General features: G+C 42.3%; 25 protein-coding genes and 1 pseudogene. 12 read left to right on the forward strand and 14 right to left on the reverse strand.

Annotated features, from left to right (window positions below; genetic code table 11):
• Window positions 1-102: 102 nt before the first annotated feature.
• Together ACPK8D_RS04700 and ACPK8D_RS04705 are read left to right on the forward strand one after the other, a co-directional pair.
• The gene (locus ACPK8D_RS04700; protein WP_424716692.1) at window positions 103-657 is read left to right on the forward strand and encodes a hemerythrin domain-containing protein; all 555 of its coding nucleotides are present in this window, start codon (window positions 103-105) and stop codon (window positions 655-657) included.
• A 42-nt stretch (window positions 658-699) separates the two neighbouring features.
• Window positions 700-909: a hypothetical protein gene (locus tag ACPK8D_RS04705; protein WP_424716693.1), complete on the forward strand. Its 210-nt coding sequence runs from the start codon at window positions 700-702 to the stop codon at window positions 907-909.
• A gap of 5 nt (window positions 910-914) precedes the next feature.
• Here ACPK8D_RS04705 and ACPK8D_RS04710 read toward each other — a convergent pair whose 3' ends face one another.
• The 6 genes from ACPK8D_RS04710 to ACPK8D_RS04735 all read right to left on the reverse strand — a co-directional run bounded on the left by ACPK8D_RS04710 (window position 915) and on the right by ACPK8D_RS04735 (window position 4,170).
• Window positions 915-1,283, reverse strand: coding sequence for an ATP-binding protein (locus tag ACPK8D_RS04710; RefSeq protein ID WP_424716694.1), 369 nt, complete (start codon window positions 1,281-1,283; stop codon window positions 915-917).
• A gap of 82 nt (window positions 1,284-1,365) precedes the next feature.
• Window positions 1,366-1,821 (reverse strand): hypothetical protein, encoded by a 456-nt coding sequence (locus ACPK8D_RS04715; RefSeq protein WP_424716695.1) that lies wholly within the window; start codon window positions 1,819-1,821, stop codon window positions 1,366-1,368.
• 92 nt (window positions 1,822-1,913) lie between these two features.
• Window positions 1,914-2,342, reverse strand: a complete 429-nt coding sequence (locus tag ACPK8D_RS04720; protein ID WP_424716696.1) for an ester cyclase — start codon at window positions 2,340-2,342, stop codon at window positions 1,914-1,916.
• Between the two features lie 75 nt (window positions 2,343-2,417).
• Entirely contained in the window at window positions 2,418-2,762 is a 345-nt protein-coding gene (locus ACPK8D_RS04725; RefSeq protein ID WP_424716697.1) for a CGGC domain-containing protein, read from the reverse strand.
• Between the two features lie 23 nt (window positions 2,763-2,785).
• Entirely contained in the window at window positions 2,786-3,124 is a 339-nt protein-coding gene (locus ACPK8D_RS04730) for a cupin domain-containing protein (RefSeq protein WP_424716698.1), read from the reverse strand.
• A 386-nt stretch (window positions 3,125-3,510) separates the two neighbouring features.
• Window positions 3,511-4,170 (reverse strand): NAD(P)/FAD-dependent oxidoreductase, encoded by a 660-nt coding sequence (locus ACPK8D_RS04735; protein ID WP_424716699.1) that lies wholly within the window; start codon window positions 4,168-4,170, stop codon window positions 3,511-3,513.
• A 245-nt stretch (window positions 4,171-4,415) separates the two neighbouring features.
• On the opposite strand from ACPK8D_RS04735, the gene ACPK8D_RS04740 reads away from it, so the two are divergent.
• Both ACPK8D_RS04740 and ACPK8D_RS04745 read left to right on the forward strand, forming a co-directional pair.
• Window positions 4,416-4,772 carry a winged helix-turn-helix transcriptional regulator gene (locus ACPK8D_RS04740; RefSeq protein WP_424716700.1) on the forward strand — a complete coding sequence of 119 codons (357 nt, stop codon included), beginning with the start codon at window positions 4,416-4,418 and terminating at the stop codon, window positions 4,770-4,772.
• 248 nt (window positions 4,773-5,020) lie between these two features.
• Window positions 5,021-6,388 (forward strand): acetate--CoA ligase family protein, encoded by a 1,368-nt coding sequence (locus tag ACPK8D_RS04745; RefSeq protein ID WP_424716701.1) that lies wholly within the window; start codon window positions 5,021-5,023, stop codon window positions 6,386-6,388.
• A 92-nt stretch (window positions 6,389-6,480) separates the two neighbouring features.
• Here ACPK8D_RS04745 and ACPK8D_RS04750 read toward each other — a convergent pair whose 3' ends face one another.
• On the reverse strand, window positions 6,481-7,614 hold the full coding sequence (locus ACPK8D_RS04750; protein ID WP_424716702.1) for a Glu/Leu/Phe/Val family dehydrogenase: 1,134 nt from the start codon (window positions 7,612-7,614) through the stop codon (window positions 6,481-6,483).
• A gap of 760 nt (window positions 7,615-8,374) precedes the next feature.
• Here ACPK8D_RS04750 and ACPK8D_RS04755 point away from each other — a divergent pair.
• Both ACPK8D_RS04755 and ACPK8D_RS04760 read left to right on the forward strand, forming a co-directional pair.
• The gene (locus tag ACPK8D_RS04755) at window positions 8,375-9,103 is read left to right on the forward strand and encodes a class I SAM-dependent methyltransferase (protein WP_424716703.1); all 729 of its coding nucleotides are present in this window, start codon (window positions 8,375-8,377) and stop codon (window positions 9,101-9,103) included.
• 817 nt (window positions 9,104-9,920) lie between these two features.
• Entirely contained in the window at window positions 9,921-11,357 is a 1,437-nt protein-coding gene (locus ACPK8D_RS04760; protein WP_424716704.1) for an MATE family efflux transporter, read from the forward strand.
• A 145-nt stretch (window positions 11,358-11,502) separates the two neighbouring features.
• Here ACPK8D_RS04760 and ACPK8D_RS04765 read toward each other — a convergent pair whose 3' ends face one another.
• Window positions 11,503-12,765, reverse strand: a complete 1,263-nt coding sequence (locus ACPK8D_RS04765) for a hypothetical protein (protein WP_424716705.1) — start codon at window positions 12,763-12,765, stop codon at window positions 11,503-11,505.
• A 715-nt stretch (window positions 12,766-13,480) separates the two neighbouring features.
• On the opposite strand from ACPK8D_RS04765, the gene ACPK8D_RS04770 reads away from it, so the two are divergent.
• On the forward strand, window positions 13,481-14,263 hold the full coding sequence (locus tag ACPK8D_RS04770; RefSeq protein ID WP_424716752.1) for a PGF-CTERM sorting domain-containing protein: 783 nt from the start codon (window positions 13,481-13,483) through the stop codon (window positions 14,261-14,263).
• A 136-nt stretch (window positions 14,264-14,399) separates the two neighbouring features.
• Window positions 14,400-15,332 carry a hypothetical protein gene (locus tag ACPK8D_RS04775; RefSeq protein ID WP_424716706.1) on the forward strand — a complete coding sequence of 311 codons (933 nt, stop codon included), beginning with the start codon at window positions 14,400-14,402 and terminating at the stop codon, window positions 15,330-15,332.
• Between the two features lie 316 nt (window positions 15,333-15,648).
• Here the strand turns inward: ACPK8D_RS04775 and ACPK8D_RS04780 are convergent, their stop codons facing one another.
• A complete protein-coding gene (locus ACPK8D_RS04780) occupies window positions 15,649-16,326 on the reverse strand; it encodes a rhodanese-like domain-containing protein (RefSeq protein ID WP_424716707.1) in 678 nt (225 codons plus the stop codon).
• An 800-nt stretch (window positions 16,327-17,126) separates the two neighbouring features.
• The gene (locus tag ACPK8D_RS04785) at window positions 17,127-18,935 is read right to left on the reverse strand and encodes a KUP/HAK/KT family potassium transporter (RefSeq protein WP_424716708.1); all 1,809 of its coding nucleotides are present in this window, start codon (window positions 18,933-18,935) and stop codon (window positions 17,127-17,129) included.
• A 523-nt stretch (window positions 18,936-19,458) separates the two neighbouring features.
• Here ACPK8D_RS04785 and ACPK8D_RS04790 point away from each other — a divergent pair.
• The 3 genes from ACPK8D_RS04790 (at window position 19,459) to ACPK8D_RS04800 (ending at window position 21,976) form a co-directional block, all read left to right on the forward strand.
• Window positions 19,459-20,913: an MATE family efflux transporter gene (locus tag ACPK8D_RS04790; RefSeq protein WP_424716709.1), complete on the forward strand. Its 1,455-nt coding sequence runs from the start codon at window positions 19,459-19,461 to the stop codon at window positions 20,911-20,913.
• 232 nt (window positions 20,914-21,145) lie between these two features.
• Window positions 21,146-21,604: a MarR family winged helix-turn-helix transcriptional regulator gene (locus ACPK8D_RS04795; protein WP_424716710.1), complete on the forward strand. Its 459-nt coding sequence runs from the start codon at window positions 21,146-21,148 to the stop codon at window positions 21,602-21,604.
• Window positions 21,605-21,631: 27 nt separating this feature from the next.
• Window positions 21,632-21,976, forward strand: a complete 345-nt coding sequence (locus ACPK8D_RS04800) for a TrmB family transcriptional regulator (protein WP_424716711.1) — start codon at window positions 21,632-21,634, stop codon at window positions 21,974-21,976.
• Between the two features lie 555 nt (window positions 21,977-22,531).
• On the opposite strand, the gene ACPK8D_RS04805 is transcribed toward ACPK8D_RS04800, so the two are convergent.
• Window positions 22,532-23,080: an HdeD family acid-resistance protein gene (locus ACPK8D_RS04805; RefSeq protein ID WP_424716712.1), complete on the reverse strand. Its 549-nt coding sequence runs from the start codon at window positions 23,078-23,080 to the stop codon at window positions 22,532-22,534.
• A 669-nt stretch (window positions 23,081-23,749) separates the two neighbouring features.
• Here ACPK8D_RS04805 and ACPK8D_RS04810 point away from each other — a divergent pair.
• Window positions 23,750-23,974 (forward strand): annotated as a pseudogene (locus tag ACPK8D_RS04810) (secondary thiamine-phosphate synthase enzyme YjbQ); the annotation flags it as partial.
• A 55-nt stretch (window positions 23,975-24,029) separates the two neighbouring features.
• On the opposite strand, the gene purF reads toward ACPK8D_RS04810, so the two are convergent.
• The 3 genes from purF to ACPK8D_RS04825 form a co-directional block, all read right to left on the reverse strand.
• Window positions 24,030-25,478 (reverse strand): amidophosphoribosyltransferase, encoded by a 1,449-nt coding sequence (gene purF, locus ACPK8D_RS04815; RefSeq protein WP_424716713.1) that lies wholly within the window; start codon window positions 25,476-25,478, stop codon window positions 24,030-24,032.
• Between the two features lie 49 nt (window positions 25,479-25,527).
• The gene (locus tag ACPK8D_RS04820; RefSeq protein WP_011032294.1) at window positions 25,528-25,698 is read right to left on the reverse strand and encodes a 50S ribosomal protein L37e; all 171 of its coding nucleotides are present in this window, start codon (window positions 25,696-25,698) and stop codon (window positions 25,528-25,530) included.
• A gap of 153 nt (window positions 25,699-25,851) precedes the next feature.
• Window positions 25,852-26,070, reverse strand: coding sequence for an LSm family protein (locus ACPK8D_RS04825; protein ID WP_011032293.1), 219 nt, complete (start codon window positions 26,068-26,070; stop codon window positions 25,852-25,854).
• Window positions 26,071-26,144: the final 74 nt, after the last annotated feature.

The raw sequence follows: 26,144 nt of genomic DNA on the forward strand, positions 1-26,144 counted from the left end.
TGCGTACAAGCTTATTGACTCAATTTTATATATTCATGTTATATATCCATAATTTAACTATTATCCTGGGATAATTTAATTATTAAGTAAAGGGGGAACATGATGAAACCGACGGATGACTTAAGAGAGGAGCATAAAGCTGTTAAACTGATGCTCGAAATTCTTGACGGCATATGCACAAATATAGAATCCGGTAGAAGTGTTAAGCAGGAGTATCTTGACGGACTTGTAGAATTCATGAGAATATTCGTTGATAAATGCCACCACACAAAGGAAGAGCTTTACCTTTTTCCTGAAATGGAAAAAGCAGGGATTTCCGGCTCACGAGAGTTGATAATTTCTCTTAAAAAAGAGCACGAACAGGGAAGGCAGCATGTCAACAGAATAGAAGAGGCAGTTTCAGGAAAGGAAGGTAATAGAGGACTACCGGCCATAGTTGAAAATTCAAGAGCTTATATTCAGCTTCTAACTCCTCATATCGAAAAAGAAAACAATAAGCTTTTCCCGATGGCTGATACCTATCTTTCGGAGACTACCCAGAACGACTTGTTGGAACACTTTGAAGCTGTAGAAACTGAAATAATAGGCCCTGGAAAGCATGAAGAATTCCACAGGTGGCTGCACACTTTGGGAGAAAGATATAAAAAACCAGCGTAAGCACCTGAGTTCCACAAGCCTTTTCACAAGCCTTTTAAAAAAATGCTTGCTCGCAAACTTTTTCAAAAAAAGTTTGATCAAAAACATACTGTCGGCGTGGTCAAGCGGCGCACGCTTGCAGCCCAACGGTTGTGGTCAACCGTGAATCAGTTTGGGAAGGCAGCGGGTGCAGACCCAAAGGCTTTCCATCCCGAGTCCCGTCTCGGGAGGACGGGGCCGTTTAAGCGGACTGACTTCAAGTCAAAAAGTTGAAAAGGTCAACCGTGAATCAGCTTGGGAAGGCAGCGGGTGCACACCCAAAGGCTTTCCATTTTGTGCCTGAGGGGGAGGAGGTAGTGGGCGTCTTCGCCGGCTCCGCAGGAGAAGCACTGGATGGAGATGTCTTTTTGTTTGGGCTGGGCTTCTGCTTTTTCGCGGTTAAATTCGACAGTGTGTCTTTCTTCGACCGAGATTGCGCCTTCGGGACAGATGCCGAGGCAGAAACCCATGCCGTCGCAGAGTTCTTCGGATACAACCTTTGCTTTTCCGCTGATGATTTTAATAGCACCTTCAGCACAGGGTGCGACACATTTTCCGCAGCCTGTACATTTCTTTTCGTCAATTTTCACTATCATTCGTTTTACCATTGAACCGACCCCCTTCAGGATTTCCATGTGAAAAAGTGTTTATAAAAATGTTTTATTTATGTTACGCGGAGAAATATCGGGCTCACATATCGTTTAGTGCCAGTTTCATCCTGAGATCCGGCAGATACCCTTCCCTATATAGCATTTTCTTGTAATCGTTTATTAATTTACACATTTTAAGAGTGTAGTTTATAAAATCCGTGCCTGTATTTCCTTTGAACAGCAACTTTTCGGCTTTTTCCAGAAGCTCCGGATAAATGAACACCATTTCTTCTTTGGTGTTCAGGATCAGGGCTGAAAAGTCCCTGTGGATGCTCATGCTTCTCTGGAGTAGTTCCACTTCCAGGGTGTTCTCAGAAAGATAGTCCCTGAACTTCGTATAAGCGTAGAAGTTTGCAATATTGTGGTTCAAAGAATTTAGAATTGAGTGCAGGATATTGTCTGTATTTGGAAGGGGAATGTCCCGAAGTTCAAGGTCAGCACCTTCGTAATTCTCATCTTCTTCGATATTCCGGTCCCGAGTTATATCATGGCTCATTTTATTACCCTAGTTTATTCGTAAGTTGTATTTTTAACCACATATATTCAGATGCAAATAATTTAATGAGGATGCAGCGCACCTGATGAAGTTTAATCCTGGTTCCCAGGAACAGGAATAATGCCTAGCTGCTGCATGAGGCCAAGCAGGTTAGCCTCACCCCACAGCTCAATGATCTTACCGTCCTTAATGCGGAAGATCTCTATACCAGTCATAGTTATTGGCTTTCCTGTAGCCGGTAACCCCATAAAACTCCCTTTATGTATACCGCGGGCTGTGAAACGAGCAGCCACGTTATTACCTTCGGCAATCATATCCTCAACTGTAACATTAAGGTGCTCGAAGGCTTCCCTGCATGCGGTAATTACTTCATTTATTCCCTTGATTCCCGAAGATGCAGGCAGAGGAACATGTAAAGCGAAATCAGGTGACAGCAGCTCGTCAGCGATGCTTAGATTTCCCTTAGAAGGCCCCTCTTCAAAGAATCGGCGAACTATTGCTTTATTCTCTTCTGTAGACATATTTTCCTCATTTGTGTTTTATCTGTCCTCTTTTGATTTCTTTGCTGGCTACCTGCAGACCCTCAGAAAAAATCCTCAGTGATGAGTGCCTTCGACAATTTCTATTCCCGCATCCAGAATTGTCTTTCTGATACTATCCAGATTGGGGCATTTCGGATAACTGTCTTCCATAAGCATGCAAGAACTGAGATGTACGACATCCAGATTATGCTTTTTCAGAGCGTTCACCAGCCGGTATACTCTCCTTCCCGAGCAGCCCCCACATGTGAAAAATGCGATCATCTGCGTATCCGCACCGTATCCCCCAAAGCTGGATTTTCTCTCGTTGAAGGCTTTAAAGCAACCCACTCCGGGGCAGGTTTCCGAAACCAGGTCACAGCGGACAACGGCTATCTTTTTCGGTTTTGTTTTTTCGGGCATGTTTGCACAATCCTGTCTGGCTCTTACAGCAGGCGTGTAGATTCGGTTTGCCTTGGGGCTTTAACAACGAGCACCCTGAAAATCCCATCTCCCGGATTCAGAAGCCGATGTGGAATCTTTGCAGGACTTTCGATCAGCATATCGCGGCTGACTTCCTGCGTTTCATCCCCGATCTCAACAACCCCTTTTCCTTCAAGCACGTAAAAAAATACGTCTACCGGAGTAATGTGCTTCTTTAAGGCTTCCCCTGGTTTGAGTTCTATGTGTACTGCCTGGGCGTTTTCGGTATCATAGAGCATCCGGACGCTCACATTGTGAGGATTCGGCTTTTCAGGTGAAGATTTCATCTCAATAACTTTCATCTCAGTCCCCCTTTTAACCATAATTTGTATATTTCTCAGCTTTAAACCGAGATAGCCTGTATCAAGAATTTTCAGGCTAATTTTTAATTGCCTTTACTACTTATATTACTTTTCTATTGCTCCTTTTCCCCTGCACACTCTATTCTGATATCCGTCCCATATATGCCTGACCAGTATAAATTCTTCCAGTATAAATTTCTGTGTTACTTTACGGGCTGAATTCGAAGGGTTTTTATGAATTTTTAACCCTTGAAACCCCGGATTTCTCTGGGGTTAAGGGTTTTTTCACATGGAGGAAATGTTTAAAATGATAGCATATCAGGCCTTCTAAAGACTGTGTGAGGCAATTTGAGAGCTGTAGATATTACATGCAAATTTACGTAGTTTTACAGGCCTGCTCCGGTTTTGAAATTCTCAAGGCCCATACTTTCAATGAACTTTCCAAGCCTCTTTTTCGTGCCAGAGTTTTTATAGAAATTAATAATCCTATCGATCGCCTCAAGAACTTCTTCTTCAGACAATTCCTTTGCAACGACCTCAGCTAGTCTTGGACTCGCGGCCGCACAACCTCCGACCATCAGGGTATATCCTTTAGCCGTGCCCATTACCCCTATATCTTTGATGGCAGGTTCGGCGCAGGAGTTCGGACAGCCGGAAACAGCCATTTTTAGTTTGGAAGGCATGGGCATCCCGTGGTATCTCTCATCCAGCTTGAGACCAAGGCTCACAGCATCCTGTTTTCCCTGCTTGCAGAAAGTCGTGCCTGGACAGAACTTCACACTTCTTACACAGAGCCCTATAGCTGCGCCGGGATTTATATCAAGTTCAGCCCATACATTATCAAGGTCTTCTTCTTTCAGACCCACAATTGCAATCCTCTGGGCAGAAGTCATCTTGAGGGCAGCAGCCCCGTACTTTTCTGCAACATCAGCGATCTTCCTGAGGGTTTTCGGGTCCACAATTCCTCCGGGGAGGTGGGGGGCGATTGCATAGGTTTCTCGGTCTCTCTGAACGATTGCACCTTTTTCCGGTAAGTTATCTTTCATGGCTGATCCTTTCTCCAAATTTTCTGGGTTTTACTGTATACTGAGACTCAAGGCAGATCTGAAAGAGTTTAGACAAAATTTCTCAATCACTGGCTGCCTTCGATCCTGCTTTGCTGGATACAGGAAACTTTCCCAGTACATTAATACAGACAGATTTTATAAATTAAGTTTTATAATAGTATCCTTTTGATACCAGTATATTAGAGATACTAATTTATATATCAGACAGTTTCTATGTTTATACTATGAAAGACTGCACAGTCTACAAGACTATGAATATCATCGGGAAAAGATGGACAATCCATATTCTTCTGGAGCTGCACAAGGGAGAAAAGAGGGAAAAACGCTTTAACGAGCTGAAAAGGAAACTCGGCTACATAACTCCGAAAATCCTCTCAGAGAGGCTGACAGAACTGGAAACTGAAGGCCTGATTGCAAAGAAGGTTGATGACTCGACAAATCCCCCGAAATCCGAGTATTACCTTACCGAAAGCGGAACGGATTTCGTGAAAATAATACATGCAATCAAACGGTGGGGACTGAAATGGAAATTCCAGAACGAAGAATGCGAAAAGGCCATTTGCATGTACTGTGATCACTGATTGTGGCCTGGAAGGAAAACTCAAAGGCGAAAGACGGGAAAAAGGGAGGAACAGGCCCCGGAGCTCCCGTACATTAATCGTTTTCCTTGCTGCAGGCGCTTAAGATCCTTTAATGAGTTTTTTATCTTCTGGCAATTTCCATACCTTCTTTGTTTTCGAGATTTATGGAATCGGAATTTATTAAGTATAGATATTTAACTCAAAGCTATAATCTGAATATTATCTGCAGATCATTCGGAAGGGCATAAATGACCAAGGAAGGACACATTAATTTTTTCTTCAAGCCGCAAAGCATAGCCCTGATAGGAGCATCACCAAATCCCGAAAGGCTTTCCTATACAATCCTGGAAAACCTCCTGAAAATGGGGTTTCAGGGAAAAATATATCCTGTAAACCCGGGCTACCGGGAAATTAGGGGACTTAAATGTTATTCGACTCCAGGTGAGATAAACGACAGAATCGATATCGCAATTTTTGCAGTGCAAGCTTCTACTGTTCTTGAAATTCTTAACGGCCCTGTGGAGAATATAAAAGGAGTGATAATTGTCAGCTCAGGGTTTAGGGAAGTGGGCCCTGAAGGAAAGGAAATGGAAGTTCGCCTGAAAGAAATTTTAGAGAAGAAAGAGATCCGGGCTATGGGACCGAACTGCCTTGGGATCTACGATACAATTTCAAATGTGGACACATTTTTCATAAGCAGCGATAAGGTCGAAAGACCTGCCAGGAATGGGGTTTCGGTGCTTACTCAGAGCGGATCCTTTGCCGCTATGATTATGGATGAAATGGCTAACGAGGGAGCAGGGGTTGCAAGGGTAGTAAGCTACGGAAATAAAGTCGATGTGGACGAAAGTGACTGCCTTGAATTCCTGGCCGGGGACGAAGCAACAAAAGCGGTCGCCCTCTACATTGAGTCTGTAGGAAACGGGCGCAGATTCCTTGCCGCTGCCTCCGGATGTGTGCAAAAAAAGCCTGTCGTAGCCCTCAAAGTAGGAAAGCGGGAGCCAGGGGCAAGAGCAGCCAGTTCCCATACCGGGGCTGTCAGCGGCAGATATGAAGCCTATGAAGCCGCTTTCAGGAAGGCAGGTATAATAGAAGTCGCAAGTTATGAAGAATTAAAAGACGCCTGCAAAGTCCTGAACAGGTATCCGCTGGCCGAAGGAAAGAGAGTTCTCATTATAACGGATGGAGGCGGAATAGGGATTTCCATTGCTGACGCCTGTGAGGAGGCAGGGCTAAAGGTTCCGGAAATTGCCAGCGAAGCTGTAAGGAAGCTGAAAAAGAAACTTCCGGCTTTTGCTTCCGTAAGAAATCCTGTAGACCTGACAGGCAGTGTAAGGGATGAGCACTATATTGTTGCCCTTCAGGAAGTTTTCAGGGAAGGCTATGATCTTGCAATTGTTAGCCTCCTGTGGGGCCCGCCTCTTCTTACCCCACGAGTTGCGGAAAAAATCCGGGACTTTGCTGACAGTTGCGGAAAACCGATCCTTATCTGTTCTCCAGGTGGAAAGTTCAGCAGGGAAGCAGCTTCACTATTTACGGCAGTCGGGATACCGGTCTTTTTTACTCCGGATAGTGCAGTCAGGGCGGCAACGGTGCTGTGTGGAGGAAAGAAATAAGCTGAAACTCGATTTAAGGTACAGAGGAAACCTGAATAGCTGAATAGCCGGAAATTTAAAAATAAAGGATGAAATAGAGAATCAGATAAAGGTTACACAAAACCCGGCCCCGAAGAAAAGATTGACCACCGCCGGTATTTCATGGCTCGCTTAATTCTTTCTACGGCAAGCTGGACTGCAGCTTCTCTTGGCAGGACTCCTTTCGTCTTTGCAGCTTCCAGTACCTGAACCGTGTTATTTCTTATCTTTTCTTCAATTGATCCGAAAGCTGTGCACCTGCTAGCTCCCTTATACTCCGACGCTGCACAGATCACACCGCCTGCATTTGCGATAAAATCCGGGACGTAAAGAATACCTGCTTCATAGAGAATTTTTTCCGCACCTTCTGTGATCGGAATGTTTGCACCCTCAATAATCAGTTTAGTGTTCAAAAGATGGACATTGCTCTCGTTGATCACATCGGGACGGGCTGCTGGAATCCATATGTCGCAGGGAATGGTGATAACTGCATTACTGTCAAGCTTTTTCCCTCCGGGATAGTCAAGTACACTTTTTCCTTCTTTCTTAAGTCTTATCAGGGTATCCAGGTCAAGCCCGTCGGGACTGTGTACCATACCCTGGGAATCGGCCACTCCTACAAGAATAGCTCCTCTCTGAGTAAGGAAACGGGCAGTATGCTTCCCAACTGCCCCAAAGCCCTGAAAAACCACGCGAGCTCCTTTCAGCTCGAAATCACAGTATTGAATCGCCACCTCGGTAGCATGTGCAAGCCCCCAGCCTGTGGCCCCTACTTCATCAAGAGGAATTCCTCCTACCTCGCAGGGAAGACCTACTACCCTTCCGATCTCATCTTTTATCCAGGCCATGCAGAACTCGTCCGTTCCCATGTCAGGGGCGAAGATATATTCTTCCGTATATCTGAGGGCACTGGCAAGCGCTCGAAGCATCTGGCTTTTCTTTTCCTGCGGCATTCTCGGGTCCCCGTACATGACAATTTTACCTCCCCCGTGTGGGAGATCTGCAGCCGCGTTTTTCAGGGTCATAGCTCTTGCCAGCCTGAAACATTCCTCAGTACTCACATCCGGGGCCATCCTGACCCCTCCGAGGGCGGGCCCCCGCGCGATGTTGTCTACCACAAGAACCGCTTTCAGGTCAACTGACGGTTCGTAAATATGAATGATCTTAAATGGCCCAAGATCATCCGCAAATCTAAACATATCCTCCATTAACTTTATCCCTCTCTTTTATCAACCTGAACTTCATCATATATGATTCTCATATTTTTCAGGAATCTATTAATTTATATCATTCAGCTTGAAATGCTTTATATTCTATGCCTGCACCCTGAAGATACCATTTTTTTGTAGAAGCTGACGTACCCTTAATACATGAAAAAAGCGGAGAAAAAGAGCTTTGTGCCTGAAAACTTCTATTTCCTGCCTTTTTGCCGGCTTTTTCATCTACTCTTGGTTTTTCCGGAAAGAAAGACGGTCCCTCGATTATCTTTGAGATGTGTGACAAGGGAGCCTGTAATAACTCTTAGATTTACAAAAAGGGATCCAGTGGTAAGAGAATGGGAATAGAGGTCTTTTTTACTCCGAAAAGTGCATTTAGGGAGACAGTTATGCTGTGTGGAGGAAAAACAGGTTTAAGAATTTACTCAGCGTAGAAATTGAATTTTATATGCATTATTATGGATTTTAGAGGGATTTTTAGAGGGATTTTTATATGGACTTACATATGGATTTCCAGATGAATCTAATTATTTATTGGAATTACCTGCAATTAGTAGAGAAGCTTCCGATGGCAGATCAGGGCTTGTTTTCAGGATAAACGTTTCAATAACTAGATAAAATCATGTGATATTGGTAATACTAAACCATTTTTCTATATAAACTTCAAAGAGATGTAATCATCTTTCATTTTCGTCAAACTGCAGAAATACATCGTTGAAATGAAAAAGACAGAGGAAGGGGGTTATTCGGTATGGAAACAGCATTTAATCAATTTAATAAGTCAAATTTTTCCTGGGCAGAATATTTTTCAGATAAAAAGAAAGGAGGCCACAGGTATTCTACAGAAGAATTCCTTTATAAAGAAGCAAAAGAAAAACTTTTTCACTTGAGTGGAGGTAAATCTCTTCTCGATTTCGGATGCGGAGCCGGAGAGCTTCTGATATACTACGTGCCAAATTATGAGAGGGTAGTAGGAGTTGACTTCTCAAGTTCTATGCTTTTTGAAGCGGAAAAGAAAGTCTGGGAGCAAAACTACAAAAACGTAGATTTAATCCTTGCCGATGACAGAACAATCTGGAATAGGTTGAATTTATCATTTGATCGGATTACGGCAGCCGCAGTTGTCCAGTACCTGACGCCGGAACAGATAGATGCTTTTGTCCGTGATGCCTCCGATTATCTAAATGAAGGAGGAAAAATAGTCTTCTTTGATATAATCGATCCCAGGATTTATTCGTTATGGAAAATCGGATGGTTCTCACAGAATTTCAAATTCCGGAATACCTTGACTAAAGCTGGTTTCGGATGCTTCAGGCAGTTATCGGCGGTCCTGAAAAATCGCCCCAAGGATATAATTGGGGATGCTCACAACCCCTACCTGATTGAGAAAATTGCCAGGAATAACGGTTTCACCATGGAATATATAAACTCAATGTACTACGAGTACAGGTATCATGCAATATTGTCGAAGATATCATGATATCATAATATTTTTCTCAGATCATAGCTGCAGTATAAGACCTTTCTCGGATTGTAACCGAAGCTTTAAGGAGAAGAAAGGAGAAGATTCAGGCGCTTACTGTTTATAATCTCATTGTATGCTTTCTTTCTAAATAACTACAATAAGTGGATAGATAAAAATCGAACCTGAGAATTCGAATCCCGGTGTGATTTTAAAGATTTGCAGGGTATTTCACCACAGGGAAAATCCCTGTCTTACTCTCGATCTTTCTTTTCTTTGCATCTTAACCTAGTTCTTGCTAAAAATATTCACATCGAACACGCAATATCAGAGATTTTTATGCAATGAGCTATTTAATCATGTGGTTCCCAATATTTTTATACTGATTCAATAGGTATATATATAATCCATTGTAATTAGTTAGAAATCGAACAATACAAATTAGCTAAATGGATTTGATTAAGCCCGGCCACCCAGTTACTCACATTAAAAAATGGGGGATAATCATTTTAATTACAGCTCTTAGACCCGAACCACTCCTTGAATGTTCTTGTGAAATTTCTGTGGGATTCTTATGGGACTTTTGAAGGATTCTAAAAATTCGAAAATTACAAAAAGGCACGTCATTCGGTCATGCAGACACTCGTAAGCGTTAATACGTGAACAACTGTGCCAATAAGTAAGTGAAGAAAAGCCCGTTAAAGGGCTGTAAGTTATCGGCATATCTGACAGTTACCTGGAGATAACGGATCAGGGGATTATGGGCAAGGGACCGAAAATTTAAGAATTGTTTTTAAATGAGTCATTAAGGAAGATATTAAGGAAGATATAATAAATGAAAAGTAAGCAAAATGAAAATAAAATTTCTGCCGGCCATGCAGGGAAAAAAGAGACGATTGGCGTAAAAACCCTGCAGGGAGATCCTAAAAAAGCTATACTGAAGCTTTCAATCCCTATGGTTGTTGCCATGTCCGTGCAGACAATTTACAGCCTGGTTGATACCTACTGGGTTTCCGGGCTTGGAGCCGATGCCCTTGCAGCGATGGGTTTCGTGTTCCCGTTTTTCTTTATCAGCATGGCCTTATCCAACGGGATAGGCATAGGAGGGGGATCTGCAATCTCCCGCATGATCGGAGCCAGGAATAAAGCCGGTGCAGACAACGTAGCCGTACATACCATAATCATAATTACACTGCTCTCGATTGCATTTACAGTTCCGTTTTACCTCTTTGCCCCTCAGCTCTTTACCCTTGCAGGAGCCGGGAAAACTACAGGACTTGCAGTTGAATACGCCAGGGTTATTTTCCTCGGAAGCATTGTAATCTTCTTTTCCAATGCCGCCAATGCGATTCTCCGGAGCGAGGGAGACTCGAAGCGAGCCATGCAGGCTATGATTGTAGGCGGAGTCCTGAACGTTATCCTTGACCCGATATTCATATATACTCTGGACATGGGGATTGCAGGTGCAGCCTGGGCGACTGTACTATCCATAGGGATATCGTGCCTTTTGATGGCAAACTGGCTATTCTTCAGGAAGGATACTTACGTAGCCTTCAATTTCAGGGATTTTCGCTTTGAAAAAAGCATTGTAAAAGAGATCTTCGATGTCGCACTTCCGGCTTCGGCCCAGCAACTTTCCATGTCTCTGTCAATGCTGTTCATGAACTATATTATTGTGCTCGTAAGCAGTACTGACGGAGTTGCGGTTTATGCAACAGGATGGAGAATAGCAACAATTGCAATGGCTCCGCTGATGGGAATAGCAACTGCCGTGATTTCCGTAAGTGGAGCCGCAATAGGAGCTCACGACTATATAAAGGCAAAGATTGCTCTTTCCTACTCAACGAGACTCGGAGTCCTTATAGAATGTGTAGCCGGAGCTTTCATATTTATCTTTGCCATGCCGATCGCATCCATATTCACACAGTCCGAAGGGGGAGCCCACATAACCGCCGATCTTGCTCACTTCCTGCGTGTGATGTGTATCTTCTATCCCACGGTTGCACTTGGCCTCTTTTCCTCTTCCTTCTTCCAGGGTGCAGGAAAAGGCATGAATTCCTTGATTGCAACCCTCCTCAGGACTATTGTCTTTACCCCGCTCTTTGCAGCGCTCCTGGCTTTCACCTTTAATATGGGGCAGGTCGGAGCCTGGTGGGGAATAGTCATAGGCAACGGAATAGGCTCGCTGTTGATGTATGTCTGGGCAGAATACTTCCTGAGAGCACTTTTAAGAACCGAACCTGTAACAAGAGTCGAGGGAGTCTCAGCCTAAAACAGGCAGGACCTTCCCTCTCTCTAATTTTACCGGTCCGAATCTTCGCCAATCTGAAGTTTTACCGATCCGGGTTGAGTTTAAAACCGCTTAAGAGCCAGTAAAAATACCGGGAATTTTTCCGGGTTCTGAGGCTTTTACCCATTTAATTGTCCTTTATCCAGCTGTGTATAAGTGCCCATAACTCTGGAGCATTGTAATCAATAGCTATACTACCGTGACCCTGGTTATTCCAGCTTATGGAAGTAACCTTATCATTTATTTTTCCGACCTCTTTTTCATACCACCAGGAACCGTAGTCACTGAAACCTCCCCCGAGTCCGATATAAAGAACAGGAGTGCTTATTCTTGAGAAGTCAATCTCATAGCCATCTACATTACCCATCAGACCGGCCATATAAAGATCCAGGTGCTTTGGCACATAAGGCACAGCCCCTCCGGTTAAGGTCAAATTAAGTAACCTGTCTTCGTCAACATAATAAAGGCCGCCCAGGTCTCCACTCCAGTAGTGATAATTCGGGGTATAAGGATACGGATTGAATGCATGAGTCCGGGTGGCCATAAGGCGGAAGAATTGCCTGTTTGTAAGGCCGGGTTGAAAAAGAGATTCCCTGTCAGGATAGGTTAAAGCCAGACTGGCAATTTGCATCATGGCAGCCATATTACTGCCATTATATGTCCTGTTTTCCATACATCTGGAGATAGAATCGAATTCCTGTGCCTGAGCTCGTATTAACTCCGAATATTTAGGCTCGTACTTAATAATGATATCAACAGGTATAATCCTGTTAACCGAACCTAAAGCCAGGTCGTGGTATTCGCTTGCTTTATAAGCAGTCAGGATCAAAGCCCCATGACTGTGCCCAATTACCGTAACCTCTATGTCTTCCACAGCCTCTTCACTCAGGAGAGCTGTATGAATTCTTGATATAGCGATACCGTCGTAGGTATCACTCAGGTACCTGTCAATGGTCCAGTTTTCCATATAACTGAAATCCGTCTCATTTGCCGGAACATTTGTTTCTCTTCGATCCAGAATGTATGTACAGTATCCTTGCTGAGCGTAGTATATTGCCATATCGGAATAGAAGCTTTCAGTCAAAGCCTGTCCGGGCAGGATTATTAGATTTTTACTTCGGTCTGTGCTCCAGGGGCTCTTTTCTATAACATAGCTCGTAAGTATAATGAAATCATATTCCTCGGGCCCGACACCTATCTTAAGCTTATACTTCGCCACATCACCATGGACGAGACCTATTCTCGTGCTTTCCGTTAAGGGCGGACCCGGATTCGGTACTTTGAACGAAGCAGGGTTATGGAAAAAAGCTCCCGGTCTATCGAATTGAGAATAGAGGGTTTCCATTTCTTTCTCAGGATTGGCAGCTAATGATGCTATTTGTGTCTTCATTTTCTCACCTTTGTGAGACTCTGAAATTGGATTTTAGACCAGAAAATGCGTATTTTTTTAAAGTAAGGCTGGCTAATTCTTCGTTTTGACATCAAATCGTGGTAGTGTAAAATAATAAAAGGCAAGCCCATAAGGCTAAAAACCGAAGCTGAGAGAAGTGATAACGTAGGGATCGTTTATCATAGAAACCGGTGTACAAAGCTCGGATAAAGTTACTCAGTTCCCGATTTGCACTTCTCTGTCTTGAAAACATTACCTGGTATTAGCACATAATTTATACAGATAAAAATTGTGATTTGAGATTTCGGCTAAATTTTATTGGGGTGTTGACAGCTCCCGTATACAAAAGTAGTATTCAAACACGGAGAGCTGGTATAAAAAAGTACTACTCAAACAGAGAATAATATGCAAAAAAGTAGTATTCAGACCGAGCGGAACCAGGTACAAAAAGCGATATTCGCATATCAAATCATATTTCTAATCTAAAATTATTATAATGTTTAAGGGAATTTTCAGGATATTATCAAAAAGGCCGAAAGTGAATTAAACCAAAATGTTCAATACCTGCTGGAAAATATTGATCTAAAGCAAACCCTGCTTGGTAAAAATCAATATTGAGAATTTTGAAAAACTTTTTCAAAAAACTATTGTACAGGTAATTTAATACCCCTGGAAGGAGGTATAGAAGTTGAAAAAATATTTACCCATACTGTTGGTGTCAATCTTTATTATTGGGGCTGTGTTTTCAAGTGCGGTTGCAGGCGCAGCCGATAACCCATTAGTAAATGATACGGCATCAAAGATTTTAAAAACCAATGAATCCGCCAACCAATCCGTCAATAATTCTGTCAATCAATCCACCAACAAGCCCGTCAATCAATCTGCTAACCTATCAGTGCCAGTTAACGAGGCGTGCCCCACCAATGTAACCAAAACCAAAACAGGTGTTCCTGTAGCTGAACAGAAATTCAGGGTAGGCCCGACAGTCGTTCTGAGACCGGTTAACGATGTTATAACCGAAAACGAAGACGGCCTTGTTGAACTTTATATCGATAATCCGTCCCTCAATGACGTGACTCTGAATGTAGACGCAAGGATAAGCGTACCCGCTGGAATTCACGTATACGGACAGGGCTTTGCTCAGACAGGTGCAGCAGGTACGGTCTATGGAATATTTTCCGTGCCCCCCGGAACTGCCCGGACGATCTATATTGATATCAAAGGAGAGAAAGTAGGCACCTCTACGGTACACTTCAGCGGCCTGTACTGGCCTGAAGACAATAAGGATGATTACAACCCGATTTCCCTCAGCCACCCCTTTGTGGTTGAGCAAGCTTCCAAAAATCCCGAAGAAGCCCCCAGCTCTGAAGAGAACGGGGGAGTAGAGGAGAACGGAGGAGTAAAAGCCGAAGGAGAAGGCTCATTTAGCGCTTCCGGATTTGGAATATTAATTGCAGCTATAGGCCTGTTAGGAGTTTATGCTGCTAAGAGGAAGTAATTCAGGTTAAAAAAGTTTAAACGAATTTCAGGAAAAATATATATTTTTCCTATTTTTTATTCATTTCGATAAGCTACAGAAAGGCATCGGTATTCGGAAAAGCCTTTCACTTAAAGCTGAGACCGGGTGTTTGCAGATGGCAGCTCAAAAAGGTGGTAGAATGTCTGAGAGGGTTAATTTAAAAACTCTAATGATTTATCTCTTAATTGGTTGTTTCCTGGTAAGCAACGTTTTGTGTGTATATGCGTCATCTGAGGCTTCTGAGGGTTCTTACGAGAACAAGACAGAGCCTTCAGAAGAAAAAGTGCAGTCTTCACAGGATGAAGCACAAAGTTCCGAAGAGCAGTTACAACCCTCAGAAAATACAGACATGCAAGCCTCAGAAAACGATGAAAACGAAAATACAGGCGTACAACCTCCCGAAGCTACAGAAACGCAAACTTCAGAAGAGACGCAGGACTCAGAGGATACAGAAAGCGAATCTTCAGATCATACCGGAAATTCGTACCATATAGAACGTTCAGAGTACACTAAAATCGAGAATAACTACGTACAACCTGAACCTGCACAAAAAGCGGCTCCAGAAAGTTCGGGATCAGCCGAAAATTCCAGACCTGCACCATCCTCTGCAAGTGTGAGTCTGCATGGTGAAAAGACCCGGGTTATTTCCGGAGAAGACATTCTGCTCAAGCTTTCAGCCGTGAATCTTATCACAAAACCTGTCATGCATGTTCAGGTCATTATAATTCCGCCTTCAGGAATGAGTGTCTCTTCCTCGGAATTTGTCCAGTCGGGCGCAGGACAGTATACAACAACTTACGAGCTGGACCCCGGCCAGGGCAGGGATATTGAGGTAAGGATCGAAACCAATCAGCCCGGAGACTTTAATGTGGAAGGCAGAGTCGTCTATTATTTCGGCGAAGATACTGAAAAAGTAGAGGATAATACGCTTGACCTTCCCATAAAGGTGGAAGCAAAACCGTATGCTGTAAAAGAAAGCCTGCCCGGATTTACACTGGCGAGCCTGGTATTCGTCTTAATAGCTGTATTTATCTTGAAAAGACGTTAAATGTAATAAAGCACTGAAGGCGATATATACGCCAAAAGTAACACATAGGGATGCTGTTCAGGATTTATCAAGAAATGCTTTCCTGGATAGTGGTCCCGAATTACCTTTTATTTCGGAAAAGAATTTATAAGAACTCATTGAACTTTTAGAGGACCGGAAAGCCTACAAAACTAACTTTTCTACAAAACTTAATTCTTTCTACAAAACTTAATTCTTTCTGTAGAACCTGGTTCTTAAAAATTAAGTTGTGGAAAGAATACTGTTTTTCTGAAAGTATAAAAATTAAAAGCTACCTGTTCTGCAGGCAACTGCGAAATCAGATCAGGTCTTTAAGATGAATTGTGGATTCATGGATAAGGTAGTCGGCTTCACAAGAATTCAGCCTGCCTTCGGTTTCCATTTCATCAACAAATGAAGTAAAATTACCGATTTTTTCTATAGCCTTAGCATCATGTCCTTTTTCAAGATGACAGAGTATGTTGTTGACTTTTGCATTGAGAGCGGTTTTGGTTGACTTATCTATACACTCAAGCTCATCCACAAAACTGCTTTCGACCGAATAGCCTGCGTCTATCCAGGGTTTGATCCCTTCCTGCATATTATAGACATTGACGTAGCCGGCGTTTAGCAGAATTTTACTCGCATTGGTACTTCGAGCCCCAGTCTTGCAATAAACAAGTATGTTTGCATCACAATCGTCTGGCAGTTCATCCATTCGATTCACCAGCAGATCTTCAGGAGGCAAAACAGGTTCTCCGGGTGGATTCTTGAGACTTGCTATCGGTATCAGTACTGCTTCTTCTATATGCGCTGCATGGAATTCATCCGGGGTACGGACATCGAGAATGAAGACATTTCCCTCTTCGATCATTTTTTTAGCATCATTTACACTCACATTCGTGCATGTATTCTCCTCGGCTGCTGCAATGCCAGGTGCGATTATGAGAAACGCAAAGAGAATTGCAGCAAGATACGGCAAATATTGCTTATCCAATCAGATCCCTCCATTTTAATCCAATTTCCAGATTTAGATCTTGAGTTTTTTGGGTTAATTATTCAAACCGGGTGATAACCCAGACAGAGTAACTATTATTAAAATCCAAACTCACGAGCGGTATCCGTAAATATCGATTATCTGCTCCATTTGTCGAGGTTTTACAGATCCGTATCCACTACTATATCATTATTGTACAATGAATTGGCACAAAAAAGCAAGAACCCAAAATCTGGATTTTAATAAAACATCATGTGTTAACTTAAAACATATATATTATTAGGAATGATTGTTTCATATAATAGACTTAGTTCATACATTATCTCTAGTGATTTTATTTTGTTATCTTATTAGATAAAAGTTAATTTCGTGACTATATTTAATCAAAATACCTGGAATTCTTTGCGGGTACCTGAATTCGTGCCAGATTTCATTATTTTCACATCGGCTTAATCTCTTTTCTTGATCAATTGTTTTTAGGTTTAACAAAATATGAAAAACTGAACTTATCAAAGCAATAATCAGGTCATAAAAGGAAAGGATAATCATGACAGGAAAAAATAGAAGGGGAAAAAGTAGAAGGGAAAAACTAAAAAGGAAAAAAGTAGAAGAGAAAGACTAAAAAAGGAAAGACTAAAAAAGGAAAAACTGATTTTCCTTCACGAAAACGTATTGAAAACCACAGCCGATCACAAAACTATAGTTTCCGGTTACTGCCCGAATATCCAGGCCGACTTCTTCTTTAGTTCCGGTCAAAGGCCTGACTCTACCCTTCCGTTTTTACGTTTCAAGTTTCCTTTTCACATTTCGAACCTTGTCATGACCCCATGAAGTTCGTCAGTAGGGAGCCTGTAAAACTGGACAAACGAGGGGGAAACCTTTTTAATTATGGAGAAGATTTTCCATATTAGATTATTAGTAAATATATCTTCTACTCCATAAAAAATTGTTTTTTCATAAATGCCCTCGTCTTTCAGAATTTGTTCGACATCGACGATCTCCATATATCCCATCTTTATTTCGAATACTCTCAATCCTTTTGCCAGTTCTTTTGTAAACGAGCTTTCTACTCCAAAAGGACTGTCAGACTTGATAATTGAAATAAAAATATTATTTTCGTAAATAATGTTATTTTTAAACATTACATGGGAAATATATTGGGGAACTTTATCGATATCTCGTGTAAAGAAAAGAGCAGTCCCTGTGATTTTATTTTGAGTAGCGTATAATTGATTATATTTTTCAAGAAATTCCTCTCCCTTCATCAGCTTCATCAGCTCATAAAGTTTCTTTTGTCCCGATGTGTAGATAATTATAAGGGAGAAGATAAAAAGTGCTATAATAATGGACCAGTAGCCTCCGTGCGGGATTTTATAGCTGTTTGAGAGAAGGAATACCAGGTCAATAAATGTTATAAATAGCGAAATAACAGCTTTAGTCATATGCTTTCTGTAATAAAATATCGAGGTCATCAGTATGCCTGTAATCGACATGGTTCCCGTAACTGCCAATCCGTATGCAGCTGCAAGGTTACTCGATTCTTTAAACAAAAGCATCATGAATAATACAGCGATTAGAAGCAACCAGTTTACCGTACTTATGTAGATCTGTGACTTTAATACCCCGGATGTATAATCAATCTTTAGCATTGGCATTACCCGGGTCGTTATTCCCTGATATACAATGGAGAACATGCCGCTTATCATTGCCTGAGAAGCGATAATTGTAGCTGCAATGCTCAGGATAAGAAATGGAATATATATCAGGTTTGCCTGCTGATTTATCATTTCGAATAATACATTTCTGGAATCCGGGTTCCGTATAAGAAATGCACCCTGTCCCAGATAATTTAAAACCAGTGCTATGAATACAAATCTCCAGGCTTTTAAAATCGGCTCTCTTCCCAGGTGTCCCATATCGGCATATAACGCTTCACCGCCTGTAGCACACAGAATTACTTCGGATAATACAAAAAATCCCGTAATTCCGGTATCCATAAGAAAACTGATAGCATAATAAGGATTGATGGCTTTAAGCACAGCCGGAGTATAGAAAATAGAAGCAATGCCTGAAAATGCAATGGCTGCAAACCATAAAACCATTATAGGCCCGAAAACCCAGGTAATTTTTTCTATTCCCTTACTCTGAATTGAGAAAAGTGCTATCGCAATTGCGCCAGCAATAAGCACAATAACGCCCTGTCCTATATTTTCGAACTCAGGAATAATCCGCAGTCCCTCGACAGCGCTCAATATACTTATGGCAGGCGTAATTACTCCGTCGCCCATAAGAAAAGATGTCCCTATATAGGCTAACAATGTAACAAAAGCTACACTTCTACCCGATTTAAGAAGTGGGAGAAGCAGCTCTTTTAAGACTATTGTACCTCCTTCCCCTTTTTTACCCAGACTCATTGCAAGCCAGGCGTATTCCAGAGTCACAAGTATAATAAGTGTCCAGATAATTAAAGATAAAACTCCTATTACGTGAGTATATGTAGGTCTTGTGAGAAGAAAGATAACTGTCAGGGTGTATATGGGACTTGTTCCGATATCTCCGAATACAAGTCCCATAGAGTTCAGTATTCCTCTAAAATTATTGTTAGACATAGTTTACTCTCTGTGTTTTGTAATAGTTTGGATGAATGTTTTCATAAGGCTCTGAACCAATGAACGTGATATCAATGAACATCGTATATAAGTTGCAGATTTATTCAAGTTGCAATTTTTCGCGTTAAAAAAAGAGTAAAAAACCAAGGAGACTTATATAACTTTTGACCGGCTAGGGATTTATCATTTTCATTTAAAGTTTACCTATTTATTTGAATTTTTGCAAGCTTTATTATTTAATTCGATATAATAAATATTATGTATGTTTGTGCTGAAAATTATTATTTTGTATGTTAAATCAATTTCTAATCAACTTATTTTTCGCATTTTTACTTACCTGTAAGCATAATTCTGCTCATAAATATATGTTTTCCCAGAAGTAATTTGCTTCACCGTGTTCAGTCTGGATAGAAATGAAAAGGAACCCGGGAATTAAGGAAATATTAAAGGCAGAAGAGACCAGAAAAGAACAGACAAAAGGCGCTGAAATTTAAAGGCAACGGGAGAAAAACGGCGGGAGAAAATGAACAGGAAACCATTAACCGGAAGCGAGGATACCAAAGAATGCCCTGGGGAAAGCAGGGACCAGAGAGAAGGAATCCTTCAAAAAACTACGGAAGGGGTGAATATCCTCCTCGGTGATCCCAGAAAAGCCATTGTCAAGCTCTCAATCCCTATCATAGTTGCAATGTCAATACAGATTATATATAGCCTGACTGATACCTTCTGGGTTTCCGGGCTTGGGGCTGATGCTCTTGCTGCTGTAGGATTTTCCGTCCCTTTTTTTATGATCCAGATGGCGCTGACCGGAGGGATAGGAGTCGGAGGTGGAGCTGCAATTTCCAGGCGGATAGGAGCCAGAGATAAAGCAGGTGTGGACAATGTTGCAGTGCACATCTTCGTGATAATGCTTATCCTTACGGTTGCCCTTACGGTTCTCGGACTTTCCCTTGTAAGAGACCTTTTCATGTATAGTGGCGCCGGAGAAACTACAGCCCTCGGAGTTGCTTATGCAAGGGTAAACTTCGCAGGCAGTTTCGTTTTCTTCTTTACAAACGTTGCAAATGCCATCCTGAGAAGCGAGGGCGATTCAAAAAGATCCATGCAAGCTATGATTCTGGGTTCAGGTCTGAATGTAGTGCTTGACCCAATTTTTATATATCTCCTGGGGCTTGGGATTGCGGGGGCTGCCCTGGCGACAGTAGTCTCGTATGCCAGTTCAGGACTGTTGATGTTTTACTGGTTTTTCATCAAAAAAGATACCTATGTAGCTTTCAGATTCAATTCCTTCAAATTCGACAAAGCAATTGTAAGGGATATCTTCAGGGTCGGAATACCCTCCTCGTTTGAACAGTTTGCCCTGGCATTAACAGCCCTTATAATGAATTATATCATCGTAACTATCAGCAATACGGACGGAGTTGCAGTATACGCTACAGCCTGGAGAGTGGTAGGTATAGCAGTTGCTCCCTTAATAGGAATTTCAATATCCTTAGTCTCGATTAGTGGGGCTGCTTTCGGGGAAAGGAACTTCAAAAAAGCTCAGAGTGCCCTTATTTATGCGATTCAGATCGGCTTTCTCGTAGAAACAATAATTGCAGTTATAGTATACTTCTTTGCTCCTGAGATTGCCGCAGTCTTTACAGAAAGTGAGGGTACAGCCCGGATCGCCTCTGAACTGACAAGACTCCTGAGAATTATGGCAGTTTTCTATCCCGCGGTCGTCTTTGGAATGCTCTCGGCCTCCCTTTTCCAGGGTGCAGGAAAAGGTACAAGCGCTCTCATTGCTACTCTTCTAAGAAGTCTGGTTATGACTCCCCTTTTTTCTTTGCTCTTTGCCTATGAGTTTGGTTGGGGGCTTCCTGGCGTGTGGTGGGGGCTTGTTGCGGGTACGGTGATTGGTTCAATGATTACTTTTGTGTGGGTGCGGATCTACCTGAAATGCCTGCTGAACACGGATAAAAGTTTAAAAAACTGATAACTTTACTGAAAGTAATGACCCACCGGAATCATAAAATATAAATAGAATTCAGATTTAGTTAGTAAGAAATCAAACAATTAGATAACTGAATAGTAAGATAATGAACAATATGATTCGGAAGATAGGGTCAGAAACACCAGGCTCAAGACTCATTATATAAATTTTAATTTGAAAATTTATTTTGAGTTCCTTTCATCTTATCGCCCGAAAAGCCCGGAATGTGATACCAATGAAGGAAGATAGAATAAAAGAAACAGTAAAACTCCAGTTCGAAATGATTCACCTGTTTCATAAAAACTTTGCCAGAATTTTTCACCAAACCGGAAATAGCCCGTATAACCTGAATAAAAATCAGAACCGAGCCATTATGATCATCGGGGCAATAGATAATATTATGCCTACAACGCTCGGAAAGTGCCTTGATCTTCAGAAGGGAAGCCTGACAAGCATGATCGATGCTCTGGAAAGAGAGGGGCTTGTCTGCAGGAAAGGAGATCCCGAGGACCGGAGAAAAACCCTGATTTCCCTTACCGAAAAGGGTAAAGCTTACAGGGAATGGTTTGTGGGGGAACTCGAAAAAAATACCTCAGAGATTTTCAGAAGGCTGGATGAAGAGGACATTCTTGCATACCAGGAAAGCCTGAAAACAATGCTTGCAACGCTGAAGAAGCTTGATGAGACCGCCTGAACAAAAAAATCGTATAGGAGGCCTGCAATGCACACTGAATTAATAGGCAAGCTCAAGAAACTGGGGTTTACGGAAAATGAGGCAAAAATTTATGTCGGACTCCTGAGCTTGAACGAAGCTACAGCAAGGGAAATCCATGAATTTACCCATGTGCCGAGACCAAAGATTTATTCTGTGCTGGAAAGGATGGCGAAAAAAGGATATGTGGAAGTTAAAAAAGGAACTCCTGCCTGTTTCAGAAGCATAGACCCTGAGCGACTGACCGAGAAGCTCAAAACTGAATTCCTTCTGTCCCTGAATGAAACTTTAAAGGAACTTGATTCCACAGGACACCGAAAAGCAAATGCTGTGAAGCTGGAATCTGTGTTTTAAAGCCTAAAAAATATGAAAAGCAGATAACGTGGGAAAGATTTAAATAAGATAGATCGGTAATGAGCTACCGTAAGCCGTCGAATAATCAATATGGAATTAAAAAATCGAACGAAAAGGTAGCGAAAATGAAGGAAATAGTCCCACAAAAACCCCTGGAACCAGTTTTACATGGTTTTCTCTTAAGAGATCGCAAATCCGTCCAGACTTCAAAAATCCTGAGCTTTCTGGAGTGTTTCCCAGGGAAGCATAAATCTGGAAAATAAAAACTCTGGTTTAATTAGGAGCTCATCCCAAAACTTGATTTAACCTCATTACTGCTGCTAACAATACAACTCCAAAATACCGTTCGTTAAATTTCGCATATCTGCATGTGGCCTGCCTGTATGTGGTTTCTGTGGAGGAAGATAAGGTTATATGGATTTCCATAGAACGCCATCAATTTCACAAAACGACATAAATATAAATTTAAATATAAATTTATACTTTCAATATAATATTAGTTTTGGAATAGGCTCCAGAATAAATCTCCTCTTTTTGTCCTGCGAAATTCCGTATTCAAGCTCGTATTTTTATTCCCCAGATAACTGCTCCAACTCCCCCGATAACAAGGAAAAACCCGAATATCCAGGGTAGGATCAGGACTCCTGCCAGAGAGTTAGTTAGCAGGAGCAAACCAAGGATTATGGTAAGGACACCAAAGATTCCCGTACCCCATCCTCCCCCTTTAATTGCTGAGGCAAGTACTACAGCACCATTGACAATAGCTAATGCTCCTATGAAGACAACGAGAAACTTAAGAACTATGTAAGGACTGATGATAGGATACATCAGTATGACAACTCCTGCAATAATGCTCAAAATACCTGAAAGCAGCTTCCATTTCCCGTCCTTCGTAAACATCAGCGCTCCTATAACAGAAAGAATTCCTTCTGCCAGCCAGAAAATGGCCAGGAGTTGTATTAACAGAATAGTGGTTGCTATAGGCTCGTATAAGAGGAATATACCTATAACAATAGCAATAATCCCCTCCAGAAGTACAGACCACCAGGGTGCCTGCGATACTTTTGACTCCGTTCTGGACTCAGTACCAATTGGTTGCTCCATATTTCCATCTCCCTATATTCACTTGGATCTTATCACTACTGCCTGCTACCAGATACAGGTATAGGCTCAACTAAAGAGACTTATTCATCCTGAACCACAGGATTTCTCTTCCATGATATTTTTGCACATGCAAAACAAACCAGAGCCAAAGAGGAGACAGCCTCCCCCCACAAAGAAGGGGTCTCTTCTATTTGGAAATGCACTGATGAAATTCATTGAATATTTACAGGCTCACCCTCGATTAACCCGTATTTGGGAAGAACCTTTGTACTGGAGCTGACTGGAGCGCATCGCTTCTTCATTTAAAGCACCGGTTCGGAGCGGCTGCAACAAATATCCATAATCAATGTATCTTTGAGATAGGATTTCTTCTATGATATCAGTTCAATTTCTCGCCTTTGTATTCGGCTGAAGGCGAAGCCGTGTTATATAAATATATAAACTATTAAATTTAAAACAACTTATTACTAATTCTCAAAAAAGCTCTTTATCAAGGATAGGACTTACGCGGTTGAACTGAGAAATCAATAGCATTAAATTCCCAGCCGTCGAAAATACTAAAAAGGTCACAACGCCGAAAGTGCTTGATTTTGTAATTTAAGCGGGTCCTAAATTAAAGAATATGGATATATTTTTGGAACTTAAGTTCCAAACGAAAGCGGGCTAAAAGAAGATATCCTGGGTACTAAACTGGTGCCTACAGGCATAGGGTACAGGCACGACCGCATAGATAACAATGCCGACTCCCATCTCAGGGCAGTACTGCCTGGAGCAAGCGAGGCCCTCCCTATTTCGGAAGGAAAGCTTGAGCCTGGGACCTGGCAAAGAATCTTTTTTGCCGAAATGGACGGGCCAAGAAACAGGACAGTAAATATTACGCTTTTAGGGGTTTAGCGCGTTAAGAAATAAATGGAAAGCAATCAAAAAGAATAGTGAAGAAAGTTCCTTATTAATTACTTGAAGCCATTCGGGAACTTTCCGGATTATTAAAATCGTCCAGACGTGTCTGCTTCCTTCTGCAGTTTTCTCCCGGGATTTCCACAGGGTACTCACCTGTGAGGCAGCCAATGCACATATCGTTCTTATCGCACTCCAGAGCCCGCATGAGTCCGTCAATACTCAGGTATCCGAGGGAATCCGCATTAATAAGGCTTTCGACCTCTTTTATGGTTTTATACGAAGCAATAAGTTCCTGCCGGGTAGCCATATCTATACCCAGGTAGCAGGGAGCAATAATTGCAGGACTTCCCACCCTTGCATGAATTTCTGACGCGCCTGACCTGCGGACCATATCTATAATCCGCCTGGAGGTTGTACCCCGGACGATGCTGTCGTCAACCAGAACCACACGTTTGCCTTTAACGTTATCGTGGATGGCATTCATCTTGAGCCGGACTGCGGTTTCACGCAGTTCCTGGCCAGGCAGGATAAATGTACGCCCTATGTAACGGTTCTTCATCAGGCCTTCAAGGTATTTGACGCCTGATTCCCTGGCATAGCCGATTGCCGACGTAATCCCGGAGTCCGGAACAGGAGAAACAATATCAGCGTCCACCTGATGCTCTCTGGCGAGTTCCCGTCCGATATTTTCCCGCACTTTATAGACCAGTTTTCCGTCAATAACGGAATCGGGCCTTGCAAAGTAAATGAACTCGAACACGCAATGTGCAGGATGAGGCTCGCATCCTATCTGGTAGCTTTCAAAACCGTCATCTGCAAAGACCATTACCTCGCCTGGCCGCACATCCCTGAGAAGGGTGCCGTTGAGAGTATCAAGGGCTACACTTTCTGAGAAAATCCCGTACCCGCCATCGACTTCTCCGAAACAGAGCGGCTTGAATCCGAAAGGATCCCGCACGGCGTATAGAGTGCCGTCAATATGGATAACCAGAGAATAAGAACCGACAAGCTTGCGCATGACATTCCTTATCGAGTCTACAGGCTCGTGTCTTATCAGCTCTTTGACGAGAAGGTGACCAATGACCTCGGTATCGGAATCACTGATAAAGATGCGGCCTTCGCATTCCAGTTCGTCCTTGAGGGCTTTGGCATTAACCAAGTTCCCGTTATGGGCAATTGCAACTGTTCCGCCCTTGAAATTCAAGACAAAGGGCTGGCAGTTTTCGATTTTTGATCCTCCGGTAGTTGAGTAACGGACATGCCCTACTCCTACATTCCCGATCAGACGTCCCAGAGAATCCTTGTTATACACGTCAGGGACAAGACCCATGCCTTTGATGGAATGAGGAGACGTACCGTCATATACCATTATGCCAGTGGATTCCTGTCCTCTGTGCTGGAGGGCATACAGGGCGTAATACAGTTTGAATGCAACAGTATTGGATTGGGGCCTGTCGCCTGGTAGAATTATGCCTGCAACGCCGCATTCTTCTTTCAATTTTGACCTCCGGTGCAGGTAAAAAATAGAAAAAGTGGAACAGACAGATTTAATACTTGCACTTTGCCTGCCACTTGTAAGTTCTCATGCGAGATGTTTTTCCAAAGCCGCATGAAGTACACTGTTTTGTATGCACGTTTAAAGAAACACTGCCGCAGCGCCTGCATTTGGCGTGCGTGCGTTTCTGCCTTTTTCCCATTGATGCCGTACCTTTACTCATTCCTAAATCTCCTGATAAAAAATCAATTTATTAGAGCAATATTCAATAGTCTGAAGCGATTCTGTTTTTCTGAATTTACTCTCTGCGGCCAGTCACAATAAGTCCTGTTGCTCACCGAGGTTTAACGATAATAGATGAAGTGCTTGATATAGATTACGGAGATACGTATACCACGTTGTCACCGCGAATAACGACACTGCTGAACTTGCTTACGACTTCTCCTTCTCTTAGCTCTTCAGCATTGTCAAGCACGAGGTTCATGTGAATATCGTACCCTTTCAGCTCGCCTCTAAACTCGCGTGCGCCTTTCAATCTAACGATTACAGGTGTATCCAGTGCGTTGTTCAAAATATCCAGAGGTCGGTTTGCCATCCTTACAATCCCCTTAAAACATTATAAATCAAGTCATTATCTATATCAATATAAATAGTTAATCCAGATTTAAA

The sequence above is a fragment of the Methanosarcina sp. genome (assembly GCF_049706645.1).
In the GTDB taxonomy this organism is placed as follows: domain Archaea; phylum Halobacteriota; class Methanosarcinia; order Methanosarcinales; family Methanosarcinaceae; genus Methanosarcina.

Excerpts from the sequence above, each read along its gene's own strand:
- ACPK8D_RS04760 (WP_424716704.1), top strand. The coding sequence starts at position 9,921 with ATGAAAAGTAAGCAAAATGAAAATAAAATTTCTGCCGGCCATGCAGGG.
- ACPK8D_RS04825 (WP_011032293.1), bottom strand. The coding sequence starts at position 26,070 with ATGGCAAACCGACCTCTGGATATTTTGAACAACGCACTGGATACACCT.
- ACPK8D_RS04725 (WP_424716697.1), bottom strand. The coding sequence starts at position 2,762 with ATGCCCGAAAAAACAAAACCGAAAAAGATAGCCGTTGTCCGCTGTGAC.
- ACPK8D_RS04755 (WP_424716703.1), top strand. The coding sequence starts at position 8,375 with ATGGAAACAGCATTTAATCAATTTAATAAGTCAAATTTTTCCTGGGCA.
- ACPK8D_RS04765 (WP_424716705.1), bottom strand. The coding sequence starts at position 12,765 with ATGAAGACACAAATAGCATCATTAGCTGCCAATCCTGAGAAAGAAATG.
- ACPK8D_RS04705 (WP_424716693.1), top strand. The coding sequence starts at position 700 with ATGCTTGCTCGCAAACTTTTTCAAAAAAAGTTTGATCAAAAACATACT.
- ACPK8D_RS04745 (WP_424716701.1), top strand. The coding sequence starts at position 5,021 with ATGACCAAGGAAGGACACATTAATTTTTTCTTCAAGCCGCAAAGCATA.
- ACPK8D_RS04735 (WP_424716699.1), bottom strand. The coding sequence starts at position 4,170 with ATGAAAGATAACTTACCGGAAAAAGGTGCAATCGTTCAGAGAGACCGA.
- ACPK8D_RS04795 (WP_424716710.1), top strand. The coding sequence starts at position 21,146 with ATGAAGGAAGATAGAATAAAAGAAACAGTAAAACTCCAGTTCGAAATG.
- ACPK8D_RS04730 (WP_424716698.1), bottom strand. The coding sequence starts at position 3,124 with ATGAAAGTTATTGAGATGAAATCTTCACCTGAAAAGCCGAATCCTCAC.
- ACPK8D_RS04800 (WP_424716711.1), top strand. The coding sequence starts at position 21,632 with ATGCACACTGAATTAATAGGCAAGCTCAAGAAACTGGGGTTTACGGAA.
- ACPK8D_RS04785 (WP_424716708.1), bottom strand. The coding sequence starts at position 18,935 with ATGTCTAACAATAATTTTAGAGGAATACTGAACTCTATGGGACTTGTA.
- ACPK8D_RS04740 (WP_424716700.1), top strand. The coding sequence starts at position 4,416 with ATGAAAGACTGCACAGTCTACAAGACTATGAATATCATCGGGAAAAGA.
- ACPK8D_RS04720 (WP_424716696.1), bottom strand. The coding sequence starts at position 2,342 with ATGTCTACAGAAGAGAATAAAGCAATAGTTCGCCGATTCTTTGAAGAG.
- ACPK8D_RS04775 (WP_424716706.1), top strand. The coding sequence starts at position 14,400 with ATGGCAGCTCAAAAAGGTGGTAGAATGTCTGAGAGGGTTAATTTAAAA.
- ACPK8D_RS04820 (WP_011032294.1), bottom strand. The coding sequence starts at position 25,698 with ATGAGTAAAGGTACGGCATCAATGGGAAAAAGGCAGAAACGCACGCAC.
- ACPK8D_RS04750 (WP_424716702.1), bottom strand. The coding sequence starts at position 7,614 with ATGGAGGATATGTTTAGATTTGCGGATGATCTTGGGCCATTTAAGATC.
- ACPK8D_RS04790 (WP_424716709.1), top strand. The coding sequence starts at position 19,459 with ATGAACAGGAAACCATTAACCGGAAGCGAGGATACCAAAGAATGCCCT.
- ACPK8D_RS04805 (WP_424716712.1), bottom strand. The coding sequence starts at position 23,080 with ATGGAGCAACCAATTGGTACTGAGTCCAGAACGGAGTCAAAAGTATCG.
- ACPK8D_RS04700 (WP_424716692.1), top strand. The coding sequence starts at position 103 with ATGAAACCGACGGATGACTTAAGAGAGGAGCATAAAGCTGTTAAACTG.
- ACPK8D_RS04715 (WP_424716695.1), bottom strand. The coding sequence starts at position 1,821 with ATGAGCCATGATATAACTCGGGACCGGAATATCGAAGAAGATGAGAAT.
- ACPK8D_RS04710 (WP_424716694.1), bottom strand. The coding sequence starts at position 1,283 with ATGGTAAAACGAATGATAGTGAAAATTGACGAAAAGAAATGTACAGGC.